Annotated in this window: 12 protein-coding genes and 1 pseudogene; 8 read left to right on the top strand and 5 right to left on the bottom strand. The window is 63.9% G+C overall.

The window, feature by feature from the left end:
- Positions 1-7: 7 nt before the first annotated feature.
- Positions 8-1,003: an ABC transporter permease gene (locus FJ423_RS20185; protein WP_140844578.1), complete on the top strand. Its 996-nt coding sequence runs from the start codon at positions 8-10 to the stop codon at positions 1,001-1,003.
- A gap of 35 nt (positions 1,004-1,038) precedes the next feature.
- Positions 1,039-2,091 (top strand): substrate-binding domain-containing protein, encoded by a 1,053-nt coding sequence (locus FJ423_RS20180; RefSeq protein ID WP_140844255.1) that lies wholly within the window; start codon positions 1,039-1,041, stop codon positions 2,089-2,091.
- 72 nt (positions 2,092-2,163) lie between these two features.
- Here the strand turns inward: FJ423_RS20180 and FJ423_RS20175 are convergent, their stop codons facing one another.
- Positions 2,164-2,355, bottom strand: a complete 192-nt coding sequence (locus FJ423_RS20175) for a hypothetical protein (protein WP_095768790.1) — start codon at positions 2,353-2,355, stop codon at positions 2,164-2,166.
- 285 nt (positions 2,356-2,640) lie between these two features.
- On the opposite strand from FJ423_RS20175, the pseudogene FJ423_RS20170 reads away from it, so the two are divergent.
- Positions 2,641-4,145 (top strand): annotated as a pseudogene (locus tag FJ423_RS20170) (winged helix-turn-helix domain-containing tetratricopeptide repeat protein).
- Between the two features lie 54 nt (positions 4,146-4,199).
- Here the strand turns inward: FJ423_RS20170 and FJ423_RS20165 are convergent.
- From FJ423_RS20165 to FJ423_RS20155, 3 genes are all read right to left on the bottom strand, one after another.
- Positions 4,200-5,264 (bottom strand): D-alanine--D-alanine ligase family protein, encoded by a 1,065-nt coding sequence (locus FJ423_RS20165; RefSeq protein ID WP_140844253.1) that lies wholly within the window; start codon positions 5,262-5,264, stop codon positions 4,200-4,202.
- A gap of 226 nt (positions 5,265-5,490) precedes the next feature.
- Entirely contained in the window at positions 5,491-7,545 is a 2,055-nt protein-coding gene (locus tag FJ423_RS20160) for a bifunctional aldolase/short-chain dehydrogenase (protein WP_140844251.1), read from the bottom strand.
- A gap of 83 nt (positions 7,546-7,628) precedes the next feature.
- Positions 7,629-8,594: a sugar-binding transcriptional regulator gene (locus FJ423_RS20155; RefSeq protein WP_140844249.1), complete on the bottom strand. Its 966-nt coding sequence runs from the start codon at positions 8,592-8,594 to the stop codon at positions 7,629-7,631.
- A gap of 204 nt (positions 8,595-8,798) precedes the next feature.
- Here FJ423_RS20155 and FJ423_RS20150 point away from each other — a divergent pair, with 204 nt between their 5' ends.
- From FJ423_RS20150 to FJ423_RS33610, 5 genes are all read left to right on the top strand, one after another.
- Positions 8,799-10,439, top strand: a complete 1,641-nt coding sequence (locus tag FJ423_RS20150; RefSeq protein ID WP_140844247.1) for an acyl-CoA synthetase — start codon at positions 8,799-8,801, stop codon at positions 10,437-10,439.
- Between the two features lie 445 nt (positions 10,440-10,884).
- Positions 10,885-11,490, top strand: coding sequence for a TetR family transcriptional regulator (locus tag FJ423_RS20145; RefSeq protein WP_140844245.1), 606 nt, complete (start codon positions 10,885-10,887; stop codon positions 11,488-11,490).
- A 53-nt stretch (positions 11,491-11,543) separates the two neighbouring features.
- Positions 11,544-12,707 (top strand): efflux RND transporter periplasmic adaptor subunit, encoded by a 1,164-nt coding sequence (locus FJ423_RS20140; RefSeq protein ID WP_140844243.1) that lies wholly within the window; start codon positions 11,544-11,546, stop codon positions 12,705-12,707.
- A gap of 310 nt (positions 12,708-13,017) precedes the next feature.
- Positions 13,018-16,170: an efflux RND transporter permease subunit gene (locus FJ423_RS20135; protein WP_140844241.1), complete on the top strand. Its 3,153-nt coding sequence runs from the start codon at positions 13,018-13,020 to the stop codon at positions 16,168-16,170.
- A 47-nt stretch (positions 16,171-16,217) separates the two neighbouring features.
- Positions 16,218-16,388, top strand: a complete 171-nt coding sequence (locus FJ423_RS33610; RefSeq protein WP_181174853.1) for a hypothetical protein — start codon at positions 16,218-16,220, stop codon at positions 16,386-16,388.
- A gap of 72 nt (positions 16,389-16,460) precedes the next feature.
- On the opposite strand, the gene FJ423_RS20130 is transcribed toward FJ423_RS33610, so the two are convergent.
- On the bottom strand, positions 16,461-18,170 hold the full coding sequence (locus tag FJ423_RS20130) for an APC family permease (RefSeq protein WP_140844239.1): 1,710 nt from the start codon (positions 18,168-18,170) through the stop codon (positions 16,461-16,463).
- Between the last annotated feature and the right edge of the window lie 8 nt (positions 18,171-18,178).

Raw genomic sequence — 18,178 nt, 5'->3', positions numbered from 1 at the left:
GCGTTCGATGACATTGCGCGACTACGCCATCCGCTACGGCTTCATCGTCCTGCTGATCGGGCTGATCGCCTATTTCGCGGTCGCCGCCGACGGCTTCGCCTCGCCGCAAAGCGCTGTGTTCATCTTCCAGTCGGTGGCCATCACTGGCGTGCTGGCGCTCGGCGTCACCGCGACGCTCGTCGTCGGCGGCTTCGACCTGTCGATCGGCTCGGTCGCCACCAGCGCCATGATGGCTGCCTCCTACGCCATGGTCGTGCTTGAGCAGAACGCGATTGTCGCGGTCATCGCCTGTCTTGTCATCGGCGTCATCGTCGGACTGATCAATGGCTGGCTGATCGTCTATATGCGCGTGCCCGATCTTCTGGCCACGCTCGGCATGATGTTCCTGCTGCTCGGCCTGCAGCGCATTCCGACGGAAGGCCGCTCGATCGCCACCGGCATGACCATGCCCGACGGCTCGGTCGCCAACGGCAAGTTCTCCGAAGCCTTCTTGGCGCTCGGTCGCCACCGCATCGACTTCTTCATCCCGAATCTGATCCCGGTTTCGGTCGTCGTGCTCGTCGTGCTCGCGCTGCTTATCTGGTTCTTCCTCGAATACACGCGCTTCGGCCGCATGATGTATGCCGTCGGCAGCAATGAGAGGGCGGCTGAGCTCGCCGGCGCGCCTGTCAAGGCATACAAGATCTGGGCTTATGTGATTTCGGGAGTTTTTGCCTCGATCGGCGGGATTTTGCTCGCCGCCCGGCTTGGACGCGGCGACATCGCCTCGGGTAATAATCTCTTGCTCGACGCAGTCGCGGCGGCGCTAATCGGCTACGCGGTGCTCGGCGCCGCCAAGCCAAACGCCTTCGGCACCGCCGTCGGGGCGGTGTTCGTCGGCGTCCTGCTGCAAGGCCTGACGATGATGAACGCGCCTTACTATACGCAGGATTTCGTCAAGGGCGCGGTGCTTGTCGTCGCCCTTGTCTTCACCTTCGCCCTTTCCGGCAGGGGCAAGAGATAGTTTCGACCGGGGCATAACAAATGGAGGAAAACGAAGTGAGCATCACAAGAAGACTTTTGGGGAAGGCGGCACTCGGCCTCGCCGGTGCGGCGCTGCTGATGCAGGGAACGGCGCTTGCCGCGGACCGTCCGGCGCCGTTCGACAAGCCCGGCGTCAAGATCGCGCTGGTGCGCTATCTGTCGACAGGCGACTTCTTCCAGGCCTATCTCTCCGGCGTCGAGGCGCAGGCCAAGGCGCTCGGCGTCGACCTGCGCGTGCTGGACAGCCGCCAGGACGCAGCACTCCAGGCCGACATGGTCGACCAGGCCATCGCGCTCGGCGTGCAGGGCATCATCATCCAGCACGGCCTGACAGAATCGATGAAGGACGCCGCCCAGCGCGCCGTCGACGCCGGCATCAAGGTCGTCGCCTTCGACGTCAATGTCGAGAACCCGAAGATCCCGCAGGTCGAGCAGTCCGACCGCGACCTGGCGAAGCTCGCGCTCGAGCAGGCGGTCAAGGACAATGGCGAGAGCTGGAAGGCCGGCTATGTCTATGTCGCCGGCATCGCTCCGCTCGACCGCCGCAACGAGACCTGGGTCGACGTAAAGAAGAAGTACTCGGGCATCAACGAGGTCGCCATGTTCGGCACGCTCGACAACCCGATCGCCAACTCCGTCGCCAACCAGGCGCGCTCGGTGCTGCAGGCGCATCCCGACATCAAGGTGATGTTCGCGCCCTATGACGAGTTCGCCAAGGGCGTGAAGATCGCCGTCGACGAGGCGGGCCTGAACAAGGGCATCAAGATCTATTCGGCCGACATCTCGACCTCGGACATCGCCGCCATGCGCGAGCCGGACAGCGCCTGGGCAGCAACCGCCGCCACCAACCCGGCCGTCGTCGGCCAGGTCTCGGTGCGCGCGCTGGCGCAGCTGCTCGCAGGCGAAGATCCCGGCCACAACGTCATCGTGCCGCCGACGCTGATCACCCAGAAGGAGCTGATCGACAAGGACATCAAGAACATGGAAGACCTGTCGGCCAAGCTGCCGCAGTTCGCCCATGCCGATGTCGCGATGCCGGCCTGGATGCCGAACCCGAACGCTAAGTAAGGTTCGGACGGTCGCAAATGAAGAGAGCGGTCCAACGGGCCGCTCTCTGCCCTTCAGCCGGCCCAAGGCGGTCTATCGCTGCCAGAAGGGCAGCTTGGCGATCTCCGCCTCGACCTCTTTTCTCGTCAGCCCGATGTCGTCAATCAGATGCGGATTGTCCGTCGCCATGCGCTTGAGCTCGAAGCGGAAATAGGCCTGCTTGCGCCGCTCGGCGATAAGGCTGCGCAAGGCCGCCAGGCTGAAGCGCCCGCGCCTTGAGTGCATTGCCGGTGCCGCCGCCAGACACGTAGAGGGCGTGAAGCTATCGTTCATGGCAACCTCCATCGAATAAGGGGTTTTGAAAACCCTCGACCTGATTGAGATTGCACTGTGCCGCAGGCGGCCGGCGGCGTAATTAAGCCGTCCCAAATAGTTCTCAAAACTTCCAAATCGGTTAGAGCGTTTCACCGTTTCACGGAAACGGCGAACCGCTCTATCCCTTTGTTTTTACGCAATTCCGGAGTGAAAACCGCTTCACACTTTTCCTGGAATTGCTCTATAGATCGCCCCATGCAGGGATCGCGCTTTGCTTTCGGACCGTTCGTGCTTGATCCAGGCGCGGGAACGCTGCTCCGGGGCGATGTTCCCGTCGCCGCCAGCCATCGCGGGCTGAAGCTGCTGGAGGCGCTCGTCGCGCGTCCGGGCGAAATCCTGGCCAAGGCCGAGCTGATGGATGCGGCCTGGCCTGGCATGGCAGTCGAGGAAGGCAATCTCACCGTCCAGATCGCGCAGCTCAGGAAGCTGCTTGGTCCGGCGACCGGTGGCGGTGAATGGATCGCCACCGTGCCGCGCGTCGGCTACCGCTTCACCGGCACCGTCGAACGGCCCGATGCCCCACGCAAACCCTTGCCGCTGCCCGACAAGCCGTCGATTGCCGTGCTGCCCTTCGTCAATCTGAGCAGCGATCCCGAGCAGGACTCTTTCGCCGACGGCCTGACCGAAGACCTGATCACCGATCTCTCCCGGATACCGGGCCTCTTTGTCATCGCGCGCAACTCGGTCTTTGCCTACAAGGGCAAGGCCATGGATGTGCGCGCCATCGCCGGGAGCTCGGCGTGCGATACCTGGTGGAAGGCAGCGCCAGACGCGCCGTGGGGCGGGTGCGCATCAATGCCCAGCTGATCGATGCGCTGAGCGGCGAGCATCTCTGGGCGGAGCGTTTCGATCGCAGCCTTGAGGACATTTTCGCCGTCCAGGACGAGGCGACGGCCAAGATCGTCGAGGCGCTGCTCGGGCGGCTGCGCGCATTGCCGGAGCGCAACCGGCCGAAGAACCTCGAAGCCTATGATCTCGTCGTGCGGGCGCGAAAACTGTTCGACGAGTCGCCGCAGATGGCGCGCGAAGCGCATCTGATGCTGACGCGCGCGGTTTCGCTCGACCCGGACTACGCGGAGGCCTATCGCTGGCTGGCCATGAACCATTGGATGGGCTGGGTGCATTGGGGCGAGCCGTTCGAGCCTGCCCGCAGCACGGCCCTGGAACTGGCGCGCAAGGCTGTGGCGATCGATCCCAACGATGCCGGTTGCCGCTGGGTTCTGGCGAACCTTCTTGCCTATGAACGCGATTTCGAACGGTCCGAGGCGGAATTCGCCAAGGCGATCGAGCTCGACCCGAACGAGGCGGATATCTGGGCGACATTGTCCGATATCGACGTGCTGGGCGGGCGGATAAGCGAGGGCCTGGAGCACATCCGCAAGGCCTTCCGGCTCAACCCCTTTCCGCCGAGCTGGTACTATCTGACGCTCGGCCAGGCACAGTATGCGGCCTGTGACTACGAAGCCGCCGTCGAAACGCTGCGCCGCGACGAGACCTACCGCACAAGCTCGCGCCGCTTTCTGGCGGCAAGCCTGGCGCAGCTCGGCCGTCTCGACGAGGCGCGCACCGAGGTCGCACTGTTCCTCGTCGGCAATCCGCATTTCTCCACGCAGCGCTGGGTCGAGACGGAGCCGTTCCGCGACGACGCGATGCTTGAGCATTTCGTCGACGGCTTCCGCAAGGCCGGCCTGCCGGAGTGATGTGGCGACATGGCCAACTGGCCGCTGCCGGGATTTCGTATCCTCAGGTCTTTTTCACCGGCCGGCGCGCGCCAGCCCATGCGCCACCAGACGGTCGATGACCTCCGGATAGCTGACGCCGCTCGCCGCCATAGCCTTGGCATACATGCTGATGTTGGTGAAGCCGGGAATGGTGTTGAGCTCGTTGATCAGGAAATTCATGTCCGGCATCAGGAAGAAGTCGACGCGGGCCATGCCGTCGCAGCCGAGCGCCCTGAACGCCCTTGCAGCCGCGTCGCGCATGGCATCCTCGACCTTCTGCGGCAGCTCGGCTGGCACGATCAGTGCCGCGCCATTCTCGTCGATATATTTGGCGTTGTAGTTGTAGAAACCGTGGCTCTCCGCAGGCACGATCTCGCCCGGCCGCGAAACGAAGAGTTCGCCCGCGGGGCTCTCCAGCACGCTGAATTCGATCTCGCGGCCACGAACGAATTCTTCTGCCAGCAGCTTGCGGTCGTGCTGGAATGCTTCCTCGAGCGCCCGATCGAATTCTTGGCTGGCATTGACCTTCGCGACGCCGACCGACGAGCCCTGCCGCGCCGGCTTGATGAACAGCGGCAGGCCGAGTTGGTCTTCCAGTTCGGCGAGCGAAGGCGCGGCACCTTCACCGATCGTCACCGAGCGCGCTACAGGCAGTCCGGCCGCTCTCAGCAGCCGCTTGGCGATGTCCTTGTCGAGGGCCGTGGCGGACCCCAAGATGCCGCAGCCGGCGAGCGGCACGCGTGCCACCTCGGCCAGGCCTTGCACCGCGCCGTCCTCGCCATGCAGGCCGTGCAGGACCGGAAACAGGATATCGATGGGAGGCAGGTCGTGGGGCACACCGCCGGCAGGGATCGCCAGCGTCCGTCCATGGCCGCCCGGCACCAGGCAGAGCTGCGTGCCGGCCGACGGCGTCGCCAGCGCGCCGTCCTCAAAGCGGCTCAGCAGCCATTGCCCTTCGCGGGTGACGAAGATCGGAACGGCATCGTATTTCGCCGGGTTTAAGGCAGCCATGACGTTGGTTGCTGAAAGCAGCGATACTTCATGCTCGGCGGAGCGCCCGCCGAAGAGCACGCCAATACGAAGTCTTTTCGCCGCCATCTGGAGCTCCACCAATGATCAAGGTTGGAGCCGCATGCGAAACACGAGGCATCCCTTAAACTGGTTGAGCAATACGCGAAGGATTGGTGTGGATTTTGACGGGTTCGAGCAGTTCTTCAGCAGAAGCGCGGAAGGCCTTCGGTCCCAAACTGCGTCAAAACAGGGACGATGGAGCGGTTCTTCGTTTTCACGAAACGAAGTACCGCTCCAAGGCATACCTATATGTTCAGCGGAGTGCCGCCGCGATGTTGCCGCCGTCCACCGTTGTCACATTCGCCGTGGTGCGCTCGGCCAGCGCCTGGTGCAGGAAGGCCTGCGCGACGTCGTCGGCCGTCACTTCCTGTCCCAGCAGATTGCCGGACATGTATTCCTTCTCCGAGACGCCGCGCGCGCCGGAACGGCTGGCGATCATCGCGTCGGTCAAGAGACCCGAGCGGATGCGATCGGCGTTCACCGCATTGGAGCGGATGCCATAGGCGCCGTAGTCAAGCGCATACTGCCGCGACAGGAACAATGTCGCGGCTTTCGGGATGCCGTAGGCGCCGAATTTCGGGCCGGGATTGATCGCCTGCTTGGAGGTGTTGAACAAAAGCACGCCGCCCGTACCCTGTTCCAGCATGATGCGCACCGCATTCTGCGCCGCCGACTGGTGGGCGAAGAAATTGAGCTCGAAGCTTTTGCGCAGCGTCGCGTCGTCCAATTCGCCGATGCGGCCTTCCCAGGCTGCACCCGCATTCGAGACCAGGATGTCGACGCCGCCATAGATGGCGACCGCCTTGTCGAAGGCGGCGCGCATCTCGGCCGGCTTGGTGATGTCGGCGCCGACGCCGATCGAGTTGTTGCCGGCCGCCTTCGCCGCTTCCGCTGCCTTGGCTGGGTCGAGATCGACGATCACGGCATGCGCGCCATTGGCCGCGAACAGTTTTGCCGTCGCGGCGCCGATGGCGCCGGCGCCGCCGGTGACCAGCACGACCTGGCCGGTCAGCGGCTTCGGCTTGTTCGAAGCGAGCTTGGCCTGCTCGAGCGACCAGTATTCGAGCGGGAAGAGGTCGGCCTTGGAGAGCGGATGGAAATTGCCGATCGCTTCTGCGCCGCGCACCGCCTCGATCCACATCTCGCCGACATCCGACGCGATCTTGGCCTCCTTCAGCGTGCGGCCATGGCCGAACATGCCGAGACCCGGCACCAGCGTCAGGCGCGGCATCGGGTCGAGCATGGTGCGCTTGACGTCGTCCAGCGCGTCATTGGTCTCGAAATAGGCGGTGTAGTCCTTGACGAAGGCATCGACATGGCTGCGGACGACGGCCTTGTAGTCGCCGAGCTTGTCCACGTCGGGCGCCGGTACCGCCATCGGTCCGGTCTTGATGCGGATCGACAGGTCCGGCGTCGAAACGCCGCGCCCGGCCAGCTCGGCGATCTTGGCGGAATTGATGAAGTCGACGATCGCGTCCGAGGTGCGGAAGTCGCTGATCATGCGGTCGAAGCGGCCTTCGCCGCGCGCCACGGCAACTGCGCCGCGCAGCGTCGGCGCGATGTCGCTGGGCTTGGCAAGCTTTGCCGGCAATGCTGCCTTGGCCGGCTGCGGCTTGCCGTTTTTGGCGACATAGTCCTCGGCCATGGTCACATAGTGGATCATGCGGTCATAGGCCTGTTTGGCATCGTCGCCGAAGGTGAAGATGCCATGCTTGTCGAGGATCAGGCCCTCGACTTTTCGGTCGGCGTCGAAGATTTCCGCCGCAGCCTTGGCGAGGTCGAAGCCCGGCTTGATGTAGGGCACGTAACCCATCTTGTCGCCGAACACCTTTTTCACCAATGCCTTGCTGTCTTCCTGGTCTACGACGGCAAGGATCGCTGTCGAATGCGTGTGGTCGACGAACTTGTGCGGCAGGAAGGCATGAAGCAGCGTTTCGACCGACGGGTTGGGCGAGGACGGATCGATGAGGTTGGAGCGCTGCAGCGCCACCATGTCCTCGTCGGAGAGCTTGTCCAGGGAGCGCGCCTTGAGCAGCGCGCCCATTTTCACCGCCGGCAGGCCTTGCGGCTCGATGACCGCCATGTCCCAGCCGCTCCCCTTGACGCAGAGCACGTCCCATTCGTCGCCGACGAGATCGGTGGCTTTGGTCTTGCAGGAGGTGTTGCCGCCGCCATGCAGCACCAGGCGCGGCTCGCCGCCGAGCAGGCGGGTCGTGTAGACGCGCAGCGCAAGGTCGCGGCCGACGCCCTTCCTGGCATAGTCGGCAACCATCTTTTCCGCGTCGGCGTCATTCCAAAGGTTCTGCATGTCGATCCGTCCGATTCCGTCTTTTCTTGCTCATGAACAGAAGGCCGCGACGTCGTGATGACAGAAGCGGCAAGGGTGGTTTTCTACAAGGCCTTTTTCGTTGCCGCGCCGGCGTGCTGAAGCAGGCGCTCGGCCATATGCGCGCCGACCACCAGATGCGTGCACAGCCCGCCGGCGATGGCCGCAAGCAGTGGCTCGAACTTGGTGTCTTCCTGCACCACCATCAGCCGCTTCTCGATGGCGCGCAGCGAGGCGAGCTCGGCGGAGATGACGCGCCTATTATAGCTGCAGTCGAGCACCTCGCCGCCGGCGTCGATGATCTGTCCGGCGATGACGCCGGCCGCACCCTGGCGCCGCAACGTTTCCATCTCGGCCGCCGACAGCGCGCCGCATTTCACCAGATGGCTGTCGGCGTCGACCGCGCCGACGGAATAGAGCGCCAGATCGCAATCGGCGATGCCGGCCAGCTGGTCGCGGATCACCGGCTCGGCACGCAAACCTTGCGCCAGGCCTTCCGTCGACAGAACCAGCGGCGCGTAGAAGTTGAGGCCCTTGGCATTCAGCCGTCGCGCGATCTCCATCGTGCACTGGTCGGGCCGGTAGGAATAGGGCGCGCCGAGATTGCCGCAGAGCTGCACCACGGTGACGTCCTGCAGGTCGGCATAGGACATGATGTCGGCGATGGTGTAGACCGTGCGGCCCCAGGCGACGCCGATGCGGTCGCCTTTCTTCACCAGCTCGAGAAAGACGCTCGCCGCCAGCACGGCGATATCGGTCGATGGATCGGCGAGGTAGCCATTTTCCGGCGCGATCCAGACGGCGTCGAGATCGAACGCATCTTCCAGCCGTCGCGCCATGACGTCGTCGGTGAAGAGCTGCGTCGAGGTCGAGATGTTGACGATGCCGGTCTCGCGCGCCTTGCGCAGATACATGGCGACCGAGGCGCGAGAAATGTTGAGCTGGCTCGCCACTTCGTCCTGACGCAGGCCATGCGCATAGTAAAGCCAGGCGGCCTTGTGGATGAGCTGTTCTGCCGGTCTGATCGCCATGCCGCCTCCTCGGCTGACATTAGTCACGGCTCTCGACAAAAGTCAAATTTGCCTGCGCGAGCTGCGATCGTCTCGCGGCGCGGCCAAATCCGGATTGCCGTTCCACCAAGCCGGCGCAGCATAGCATTTTCAGTCGTGGAAGGGGGATAGCGTGACGGCCGGCCTAAGGTTAGAAAGCTCGAAAAGAATATCGGGGAGAACGGGATGGCCAATCCTTACGAACAGGATCTCGACAGGAACGCTGCCAACCACCAGCCGCTGACGCCGCTCACCTATCTTGAGCGCGCGGCCAAGACCTATCCCGACCACATCGCCATCATTCATGGCAACCAGCGCATCACCTATCGCGATTTCTGGCGCCGGTCGCTGAAGCTTGCCTCGGCGCTCGCGAAGCACGGCATCGCCAAGGGCGATACGGTGACGGTGATGTTGTCCAACACGCCGCCGATGCTGGAAGCCCATTTCGGCGTGCCGATGGTGAAGGCGGTGCTGCATTCGCTGAACACCCGCCTCGACGCCGCCGTCATCGCGTTCCAGCTCGACCATGCCGACAGCAAGGTGCTGATCGTCGACCGCGAGTTCTCGGGCGTCGTCAAGGACGCGCTGGCCTTGGCCAAGGTGAAGCCACTGGTCATCGACTATGACGATCCGGACTATGCCGCCGACGCGCCCTATCCGAAGGGCGATCGGATCGGCTCAGCTGATTACGAGGAGTTCGTCGCCGCCGGCGACGAGACCTTTGTCTGGTCGATGCCCGATGACGAGTGGGACGCCATCTCGCTCAACTACACCTCCGGCACCACGGGCAATCCGAAGGGCGTCGTCTATCACCATCGCGGCGCGGCGCTGATGGCCTACACCAACACCATCCATGCCGGCATGGCCAAGCACGCGGTCTATCTCTGGACGCTGCCGATGTTCCATTGCAACGGCTGGTGCTTCCCCTGGACTTTGGCCGTGCAGGCCGGCACCCATGTCTGCCTGCGCTGGGTGCGGGCAAAGCCGATATACGACGCCATCGCCGACCACGGCGTCACCCATCTGTGCGGCGCCCCGATCGTCATGTCGGTGCTGATCAACGCGAAGGATGAGGACAAGCGGCAGTTCGCACAGACCGTCACCTTCAACACCGCCGCAGCGCCCCCGCCGGAGGCCGTGCTGTCCGGCATGGCCGATGCCGGCTTTGCCGTCACCCATCTCTACGGCCTGACCGAGACCTACGGCCCGGCGGTCGTCAACGAGTGGCACTATGAGTGGGACGCGCTGGAGAAGGGACCGAGGACGCAGAAGAAGGCACGCCAGGGTGTGCGCTATGCCGCGCTCGAAGGTCTGACGGTGATGGATCCCGGGACGATGATGGAGACGCCGGCCGACGGCGAGACCATCGGCGAGGTCATGTTCCGCGGCAACATCGTCATGAAGGGCTATCTGAAGAACCGCAAGGCCACCGACGAGGCCTTCGCCGGCGGCTGGTTCCATTCCGGCGATCTCGGCGTCATGCATCCGGACGGCTATATCCAGTTGAAGGACCGCTCGAAGGACATCATCATCTCGGGTGGCGAGAACATCTCGTCCATCGAGGTCGAGGACGCTCTCTACAGGCATCCGTCGGTTGCCTCGTGCGGTGTGGTTGCCCGCGCGGACGACAAATGGGGCGAGGTCCCGGTCGCCTATGTCGAGCTGAAGCCCGGCAAGACCGCGACCGAGGCCGAGATCATCGAGCACTGCCGAGGGCTGCTGGCGCGCTTCAAGGTGCCGAAGGCGGTGGTGTTTGCCGAAATCCCGAAGACCTCGACGGGGAAGATCCAGAAGTTCAGGCTGCGGGAGATGGCGAAGGGGGTGTAGTTCGCTCCTCCCAACATGGCTTTGACGTCGACAATTTGCGCCAGGCCCGCGACGTCGTCATCCTAGGGTGGAGCAGTCGCGAAGCGACGTTGCGGAAACCCTAGGATCCATGCCGCTACTTTGCGGCCGCGCTCCGGCGGTTGAGAATGGCCGCAGCGGACGGAAAGTGCTGACCGGCGTAACATCTTGATCTGCTTCGTTCTTCGACCGGCGTCACGGAATGGATCCTCGGGTCTGCGCGCGTCGCTTCGCTCCTTGCTCCGCCCGTGGATGACGACGTCGCAGGCGCCAATGGCTAATCGTCAACGTACTCACCGCAGACCTAGCAACTGTCACCATCTGTCACCAAATTATACGCGTACGTCGATTTCGCGTTGACTCCTCGCCGCTTTCGTTTTACGACTGATGAAAATTGAAATTCGTCACTCATCAAACCGAAAGCGCTATGTCAGAAGCCGCCAACATCGTGGCAGACCCCGCCAGACAGGAGAATGTGACCCGCATTCTCGACTGCGCCGAGCGGCTGTTCCGCCATTATGGCTACGGTAAGACCAATGTTGCCGACATCGCTCGCGAGCTCGGCATGTCGCCCGCCAACATCTACCGCTTCTTTGCCTCCAAGGTCGAAATCCACCAGGCCGTCTGCGGCCGCATGCTCGGCGCCAGCTACAAGATGGCCTACGAGATCATGCATCTCCCGGTCAGCGCCGAGGAGCGGCTGCGCCGCTACATCCATGCCCAGTACAAGATGACGCTCGAGACCATGCTCGACGAGCAGAAGGTGCATGAGATGGTTATCGTCGCGCTGGAGCGCGACTGGTCCGTCATCGACAAGCATGTCAACAGTATCCACGACCTGTTCGCCGAGGTGATCCGCGAGGGCATCGAGGCAGGCGAGTTCAGGCAGCAGGATCCTGAAACCGCCGCGCGCTGCTTCGGCGCCGCCACCGTCATTCTGTGCCACCCGCAGATGGTGGCGCAGTGCCTTGCCAAGACCAACCGGGCAATGCCCGACGAACTTATCGACTACGCCATCAGAGCCTTGAAATAGAAGCCGCCCGCCGCGTGCGGCCGACAGATCATCTCCAGTTCGGGAGTGCTAAAGTGTCTTTGTCCAGTTCCATCCTCCGCAGGCTGCCGGCCGCCGGCCTCCCCGCCATCGGCATCGTCGTCGCCGCGCTTGCCCTTGCCGGCTGCAGCCGGGAAAAGGCCGAGGTCGTTCAGGAAGTCGTCCGGCCGGTCAAGGTGGTCGAGATCGGCGAGGCGCGGACCACCCGCCAGCTCGACTATTCCGGTTCTGTGCGCGCCCGCATCGAGATGAACCTCGGCTTCCGCATCGCCGGCAAGGTCACCGAGCGTCTGGTCGATATCGGCCAGCATGTGAATGAAGGCGATGTGCTCGCCCGCGTCGACCCGTCCGACTACGAGCTGTCGGTGAAGAGCGCGCAGGCCAGCCTGGACGCCGCCGAACGCCAGGTCGAAACCGTCGATCTCGCCAGGAAGCGCGCCGAGCAGCTCTATGCCAAGAACTTCGCGCCGAAGTCGCAGCTCGATCAGGCGCGGCTGGCCTACGACCAGGCCGTGGCGACGCGCGATGCCGCCCGCTCGACGCTGGCCCAGGCGCAGAACCAGGTCCATTACACCGATCTCAAGGCCAGCCAGGCCGGCATCGTCACCGCCATCTCTGCCGATGTCGGCCAGGTGGTCGGCGCCGGCACGCCGGTCATGACGGTCGCGGTGGACGGCGAGAAGGAAGTTTCGATCGCGGTGCCGGAGATGGATATTGCAGGGTTCAAGCCCGGCAAGGAAGTCAAGGCAAGCTTCTGGTCGGACGAAGGGCTGACGCTTGACGGCAAGGTCCGCGAGGTCGCCGGTAGCGCCGATCCGCAGTCGCGTACCTTCGCTGTCCGGGTTTCGCTGCCCAACCATCCGCGCGTGCTGCTCGGCATGACGGCCAATGTCGAGGCAACCGTCGGCAGCAAGGCGCAGCTCGTGTCGATCCCGCTGACCGCGATGACCGAGAAGGATGGCCAGCAGATCGTCTGGACGGTCGACCGCGCCTCCGAAACAGTCCATCCGCGCCCGATCAAGGTCGCCAACTTCACTGCCGACGGTGTCGCCGTGGCGGATGGCCTCAAACAGGGCGACGTCGTGGTGGCGGCCGGCACACAGTTCATGACCGAGAACCTGAAGGTCAAGCTTGCAAGCGACGCCCAGCAATCCGCCTCGGCGGAGGACGACGCCGCGACCACCAGCAGCCTGCACTGATGCTTGTCGCCCAAAAGTGCGAAGCGGTTTTGGGACAACGACATGCATCGACCTAAAACCTGAAGTCAGGCGTAACGAACGCCTTTCCCGCTCTCGCTGCTTGCCGCGGGCCGGGGAAAGCATGGGTTCCGGGCGGCGAACGCCCCGATCGTGAGATGCCGGCATGTTGGCTCCCCCGCAGCAGTGCCGCGTCGAGCGCGATTTGCGAGCTCTCTCCGCTTGAGGGGTCTCGCCGCCCGGAAGCCCACCGAACTGGAAGCGGCATGCCAAGCGAGCGTGCCTTGCCGATCAATTGGACTGGACGTGTGCCATGACCACCAGCGATAGCAGCACTGAAAAACGGCCCTTCAATCTTTCGCGTTGGGCGATCGGACATCCAAGCATCGCGCGCTTCCTGTTCGGGCTGATCATCCTTGCCGGCGCGCTCGGCCTGATGCGCATGGGCCAGAAGGAAGACCCCGACTTCACCTTCCGCGTCATGGTGGTGCAGGCGATCTGGCCCGGCGCCTCGATCCAGGACATGGAGGATCAGGTCGTCAACAAGATCGAGCGCAAGTTGCAGGAAACGCCGCATCTCGATTTCGTCCGTTCCTACACCCGCGCCGGCAGCGCCATCATCACCTTGCAGGTCAAGGGCGACACCAACACCGAGGAAGTGAAGGACGCCTTCTACCAGGTGCGCAAGAAGGTCGGCGACATCTCCAATGAATTGCCCCAGGGGCTGCTCGGCCCCTATTTCAACGACGAGTTCGGCGACACCTTCATCACGCTGCATTCGATCAGCGGCGACGGCTTCACCTATCCGGAGCTGAAGAAGTTCGCCATCCAGGCGCGCGACATGCTGTTGACGACGCCGGGCGTCGAAAAGGCCGTCATCATCGGCGACCAGCCGGAGAAGATCTATATCGACGTCTCGTCCAAGGCGTTGGCCGAGCGCGGCCTGACCATCCTTGACCTGCAAAACGCCGTGAAAGGGCAGAACGCCGTCGATCCGGCGGGCTCGGTCGACACCGGATTGCGCTCGGTGCGCATCTCGGTCGAGGGCGATGTCACCAAGGCCGCGGATATCCGCGAGCTCAGGCTGCGCTCGGGCAACCAGGTGACGCGCCTCGGCGACATCGCCACGGTCTCTTCCGGCCTCCAGGATCCTTACGACAACAAATACCTCTTCAACGGCCATCAGAGCGTCCAGCTCGGCGTCGTCATGGCCAAGGGTTTTAACGTCAGGGATGTCGGCAAGGATGTCGAGGCGACCTATCAGCGTTTCGAGGCAGGGCTGCCGTATGGCGTGTCGGTCGATCAGATCTCCGACCAGCCCCAGGTCGTCAAGGACGCCGTGAGCGAGTTCATGGAGGCGCTCGGCGAGGCGCTGCTCATCGTGCTTGCAGTCTCGCTGCTGTCGATCGGTTGGCGCTCGGGCCTGGTGATCGCCATCGCCATCCCGCTCGTCTTGGCCGCCACCTTCGCCATCATGTACGAGATCGGCATCGACCTGCAGCGCATCTCGCTCGGCGCGCTCATCATTGCGCTCGGCCTTTTGGTCGACGACGCCATGATCGTCGTCGAGATGATGGAGCGAAAGCTGGAGGAGGGACTGGTCAAGATCGAGGCGGCGAGCTTCGCCTACACCTCGACCGCTTTCCCGATGCTGACCGGCACGCTGATCACCACGGCTGGCTTCATCCCGGTCGGCTTCGCCGCCTCCACCGCCGGCGAATATGTGCGCACGCTGTTCTATGTCGTCGGCATCGCGCTGGTCGTGTCGTGGTTCGTCGCGGTCTATTTCACGCCGTGGCTCGGCTACATGATCCTCAAGCAGCGCAAGCATGCCGGCACTCATCACGATGTCTTCGATACCGGCTTCTATCGCCGGCTGCGCGCGACGGTCACCTGGGCCGTGCGCCACCGCATCATCGTTTTGGTGATGACGCTGGTTACTTTTGCCACCAGCCTGTGGGCCTTCCAGTTCATCCCGCAGAACTTCTTTCCGCAATCCTCGCGCCCGGAAATCCTGGTCGACCTGTGGCTGCCGGAAGGCACCTCGATCAAGGATGTCGAAAACCAGGCCAAGTCGTTTGAAAGCAAGATGGCGGACGATCCGGACAAGCGCTTCATCGCCACCTATATCGGCGAAGGCGCGCCGCGCTTCTTCCTGCCGCTCGACCAGCAGCTGCGCAACCCGAACTTCGCCCAGCTGCTGGTCATGGCCAAGGACGAGCCGGCGCGCGAGCGGCTGATCGTCAAGATGCGCAAGATCCTGGCGCAGGACTTCCCCTCGATCCGCGGCAAGGTCGACCGCCTCTTCCTCGGTCCGCCGACCGGCTGGCCGGTGCAGATGCGCGTCATGGGCCCGGACCGCAAGGAGGTGCGCCGCATCGCCGACGAGGTGAAGGCGAGATTCCAGGCCAATCCGCTGCTCGGCGCCATCCACGACGACTGGCTGGAACCGGTGCCGGCGATGAAGCTGGTGATCGACCAGGATCGTGCCCGCGCCCTCGGGGTTACCTCGCAGCGCATCCGCCAGATGCTGCAGGCCACCATGTCCGGCGCGCCGCTAGACGACTTCCGCGACGGCGAGGAGACGGTCTCGATCGTCGCCCGCGAGCCGGAGGCGACCCGTCACCTGCTCTCTTCGGTCGACTCGGTCTATATCCCGACCGACTTCGGCGGATCGGTGCCGCTCTCGCAAGTGGCCAAGGTCGTGCCGGTGATGGAGCAGGGCGTCGAATGGCGGCGCGACCGCCTGCCGACGATCAGCGTGCGCGCCACGCTGCCGGACGGCGCGCAGTCCAACGACGTCGTCACCAAGATGTACAACGACATGAAGGACCTGCGCGCCGGTCTTGCACCCGGCTACAACGTCGAGATCCAGGGCGGCGCCGAGGACTCGGCCGAAAGCCAGGCCTCGATCGCCGCCAAGGCGCCGATCATGCTCGCCGTCATCGTCGTGCTGCTTATGGTCCAGCTGCAGCATTTCGGCAAGTCGATGCTGGTGCTGGCCACGGGACCGCTCGGCATCATCGGCGCCGCAGCGGCGCTGCTGATCAGCGGCGCGCCGTTCGGCTTCGTCGCCATCCTCGGCGTCATCGCGCTGCTCGGCATCATCATGCGCAACTCGATCATCCTGGTCGATCAGATAGACCAGGATATCGCCGCCGGCATGGAGCGATCGGAAGCGATCGTGGGTGCAGCCGTGCGCCGCTTCCGGCCGATCATGCTGACGGCGCTGACCGCGGTCCTGGCGCTGATCCCGATCTCGCGCGGCGTTTTCTGGGGGCCGCTGGCCTACGCCATGATGGGCGGCATCCTCGTCGCCACCGTGCTCACCATCCTGGTGCTGCCGGCCGGCTACGCCCTGTTCTTCGGCCGCGCGCCGAAGAAGGCCAAGACCGACGAGCAGGCGCCAGAGCCGGAGAACGTCGAAGGCATCGAAAGACCGCAGCTGGCCTTGGCTGCGGAATAAAAGGTGGCAACCTTGGATCATCCGCCATCGGCGAAAGCCGGTGGCGGATGACCCGCGTCAAGGTCCGCGGGGCGGAAAAATGCGCTGTGGCAAGGCTTCCGCAAAACAGAATTCTTTCTCAGCAACGCCATAAAGGTTCGACGCTGCGCGAGAATCTCGGCCTGAAGCGTCCAGAAAATCGGCTCTTTGTAAGCGAGGCGGTCCGAAAGGCCGGCTGATGCCGGGACGGGGGGATCGGCAAAAAAGAAGGGCGCGTCGAGGCGCGCCCGTCTGTTTTCAAGGCTGCCGCGTCAGATGACGAACACCCAATTGGCGATCAGCATCACCACCACGCCGGCAATCAGCGTCAGGTAAGGCAGCATGCCCGCCTTCTTGACCGAGAGGTCGGCCCCCGCCATGCCGAGGTCTGCCAGCATGTGTTCGGGGAACTTGCCCTTGTCCTGGACATAGTGGCGGAAGCAGAACACCGGGATGATCAAGGCAGCGGTGATCAGGCCGGCCCACAGCGCCATCGGGTTCCACACCTTGGCGCCGGCGCCCATGAAGATGGCGTTCACATAGGCGAAGATCGCGCCGATGCCGAGCAGCCAGGTCGGCGCCTTCCAGGGGCGGTTGATGTGGCCGTTGTCGATGCGATGGATCCAGCCCGCGTTGAGGTTGAGGAAGTTGAAGATGATGTAGCCGCAATTCGACACGGCGAGGATGAAGAAGAAGCTCGTCGCGTCGGCCGAGGCGATGGCCAGCACGATCAGGTTGAAGCAGAGGTCGGTCCACATCGCCCGCGTCGGCGCGCCATGCTCGTTAACGTGGCTGAGATAGCGCGGCAGCCAGCCGTCGACCGAACCCTGGTAGAGCGTGCGCGAGGAGCCGGCCATCGCCGTCATGATGCAGAGCACCAGGGCCAGGATCATCAGCATGACCAGCAGGCTGTGGATGATCTTACCGCCGCCGACCATGCCGGCCAGCGCGTCGGCGACGCCCGAGCCGTCGACGATCGGCGTCGCCAGCATGCCGTTCAGGCCGAGCACGCCCTGGAAGGTGAAGGGCACCAGGATGAACAGCAGCATGCAGAGCAGGCCGGAATAGAAGATCGCCTTGAACGTGTCGGTGCCGGGGTTCTTGAACTCCGACGTGTAGCAGACGGCCGTCTCGAAGCCGTAGGTCGACCATGCCGCGATGAACATGCCGCCCAGCACCAGCGTCCAGCCGGCGATGTTCCATGAACCCGGATCGGGCGCGTAGGCGGCCGCCAACGGCACCAGCGGTGAGAAGTTCGCCCAGTCGATCTGGCCGGTGAAGATCGGCACGACGCCGACGATCAGCATCGGGACGATGACCAGCAGGCCGATATATTTCTGCACATTGGCCGTGCCGAGGATGCCGCGATGCTGGATCGCGAAGATGATCAGCATCAGCACCGCGCCGATGAAGAAGGTGGCGTTGAAGGTGAAGGACACTGGACCCAGCGTATGGCTGAACAGCGACCAGGTGCGGATCGCGGGCGTGGCGGCAGCCGCCACCGCGGCGATGGCGTCGGCGGGCGCCGTTCCGGCATGCGCAGCGATGTAGGCGACGACTTCCGGCGATGTCTCGGTGAAGGCCGGGATCGGCGCCAGCGCGTTGAGGATGTAGGCGGCGGCGATTGAGCAGCCGAGCGACAGCACCGGCGACCAGGCGAACCAGTTGCACCACACCGATAGCGGCGCGATGAACTTGGAATAGCGCAGCCATGCCGTGGCGCCGTAGATCGAGGCACCGCCGGATTTGTTCGGGAACAGGCCGGCGATCTCGGCATAGGTGAAGGATTGCAGGAAACCCATGATCATGGATACCGTCCAGATCAGGAAGGCCAGTGTTCCGGTCGTGCCGGCAATGCCGCCGATCGAGAACAGGACCAGCGCTGGAACACCGCTTGCCACCCAGAAGGCGCCACGCCAGTCGATATGCCTGAGCAGCTTGCTTTCGACAGGCTGCTCGAGGGCCGTGCTTATCGTGCTCATATCTTGTG

The sequence above is a fragment of the Mesorhizobium sp. B2-8-9 genome, assembly GCF_006439475.1.
Lineage (GTDB): Bacteria > Pseudomonadota > Alphaproteobacteria > Rhizobiales > Rhizobiaceae > Mesorhizobium.
Note: the sequence above shows the minus strand (reverse complement) of the source record. Positions and strands in the feature narration are given on the sequence as shown.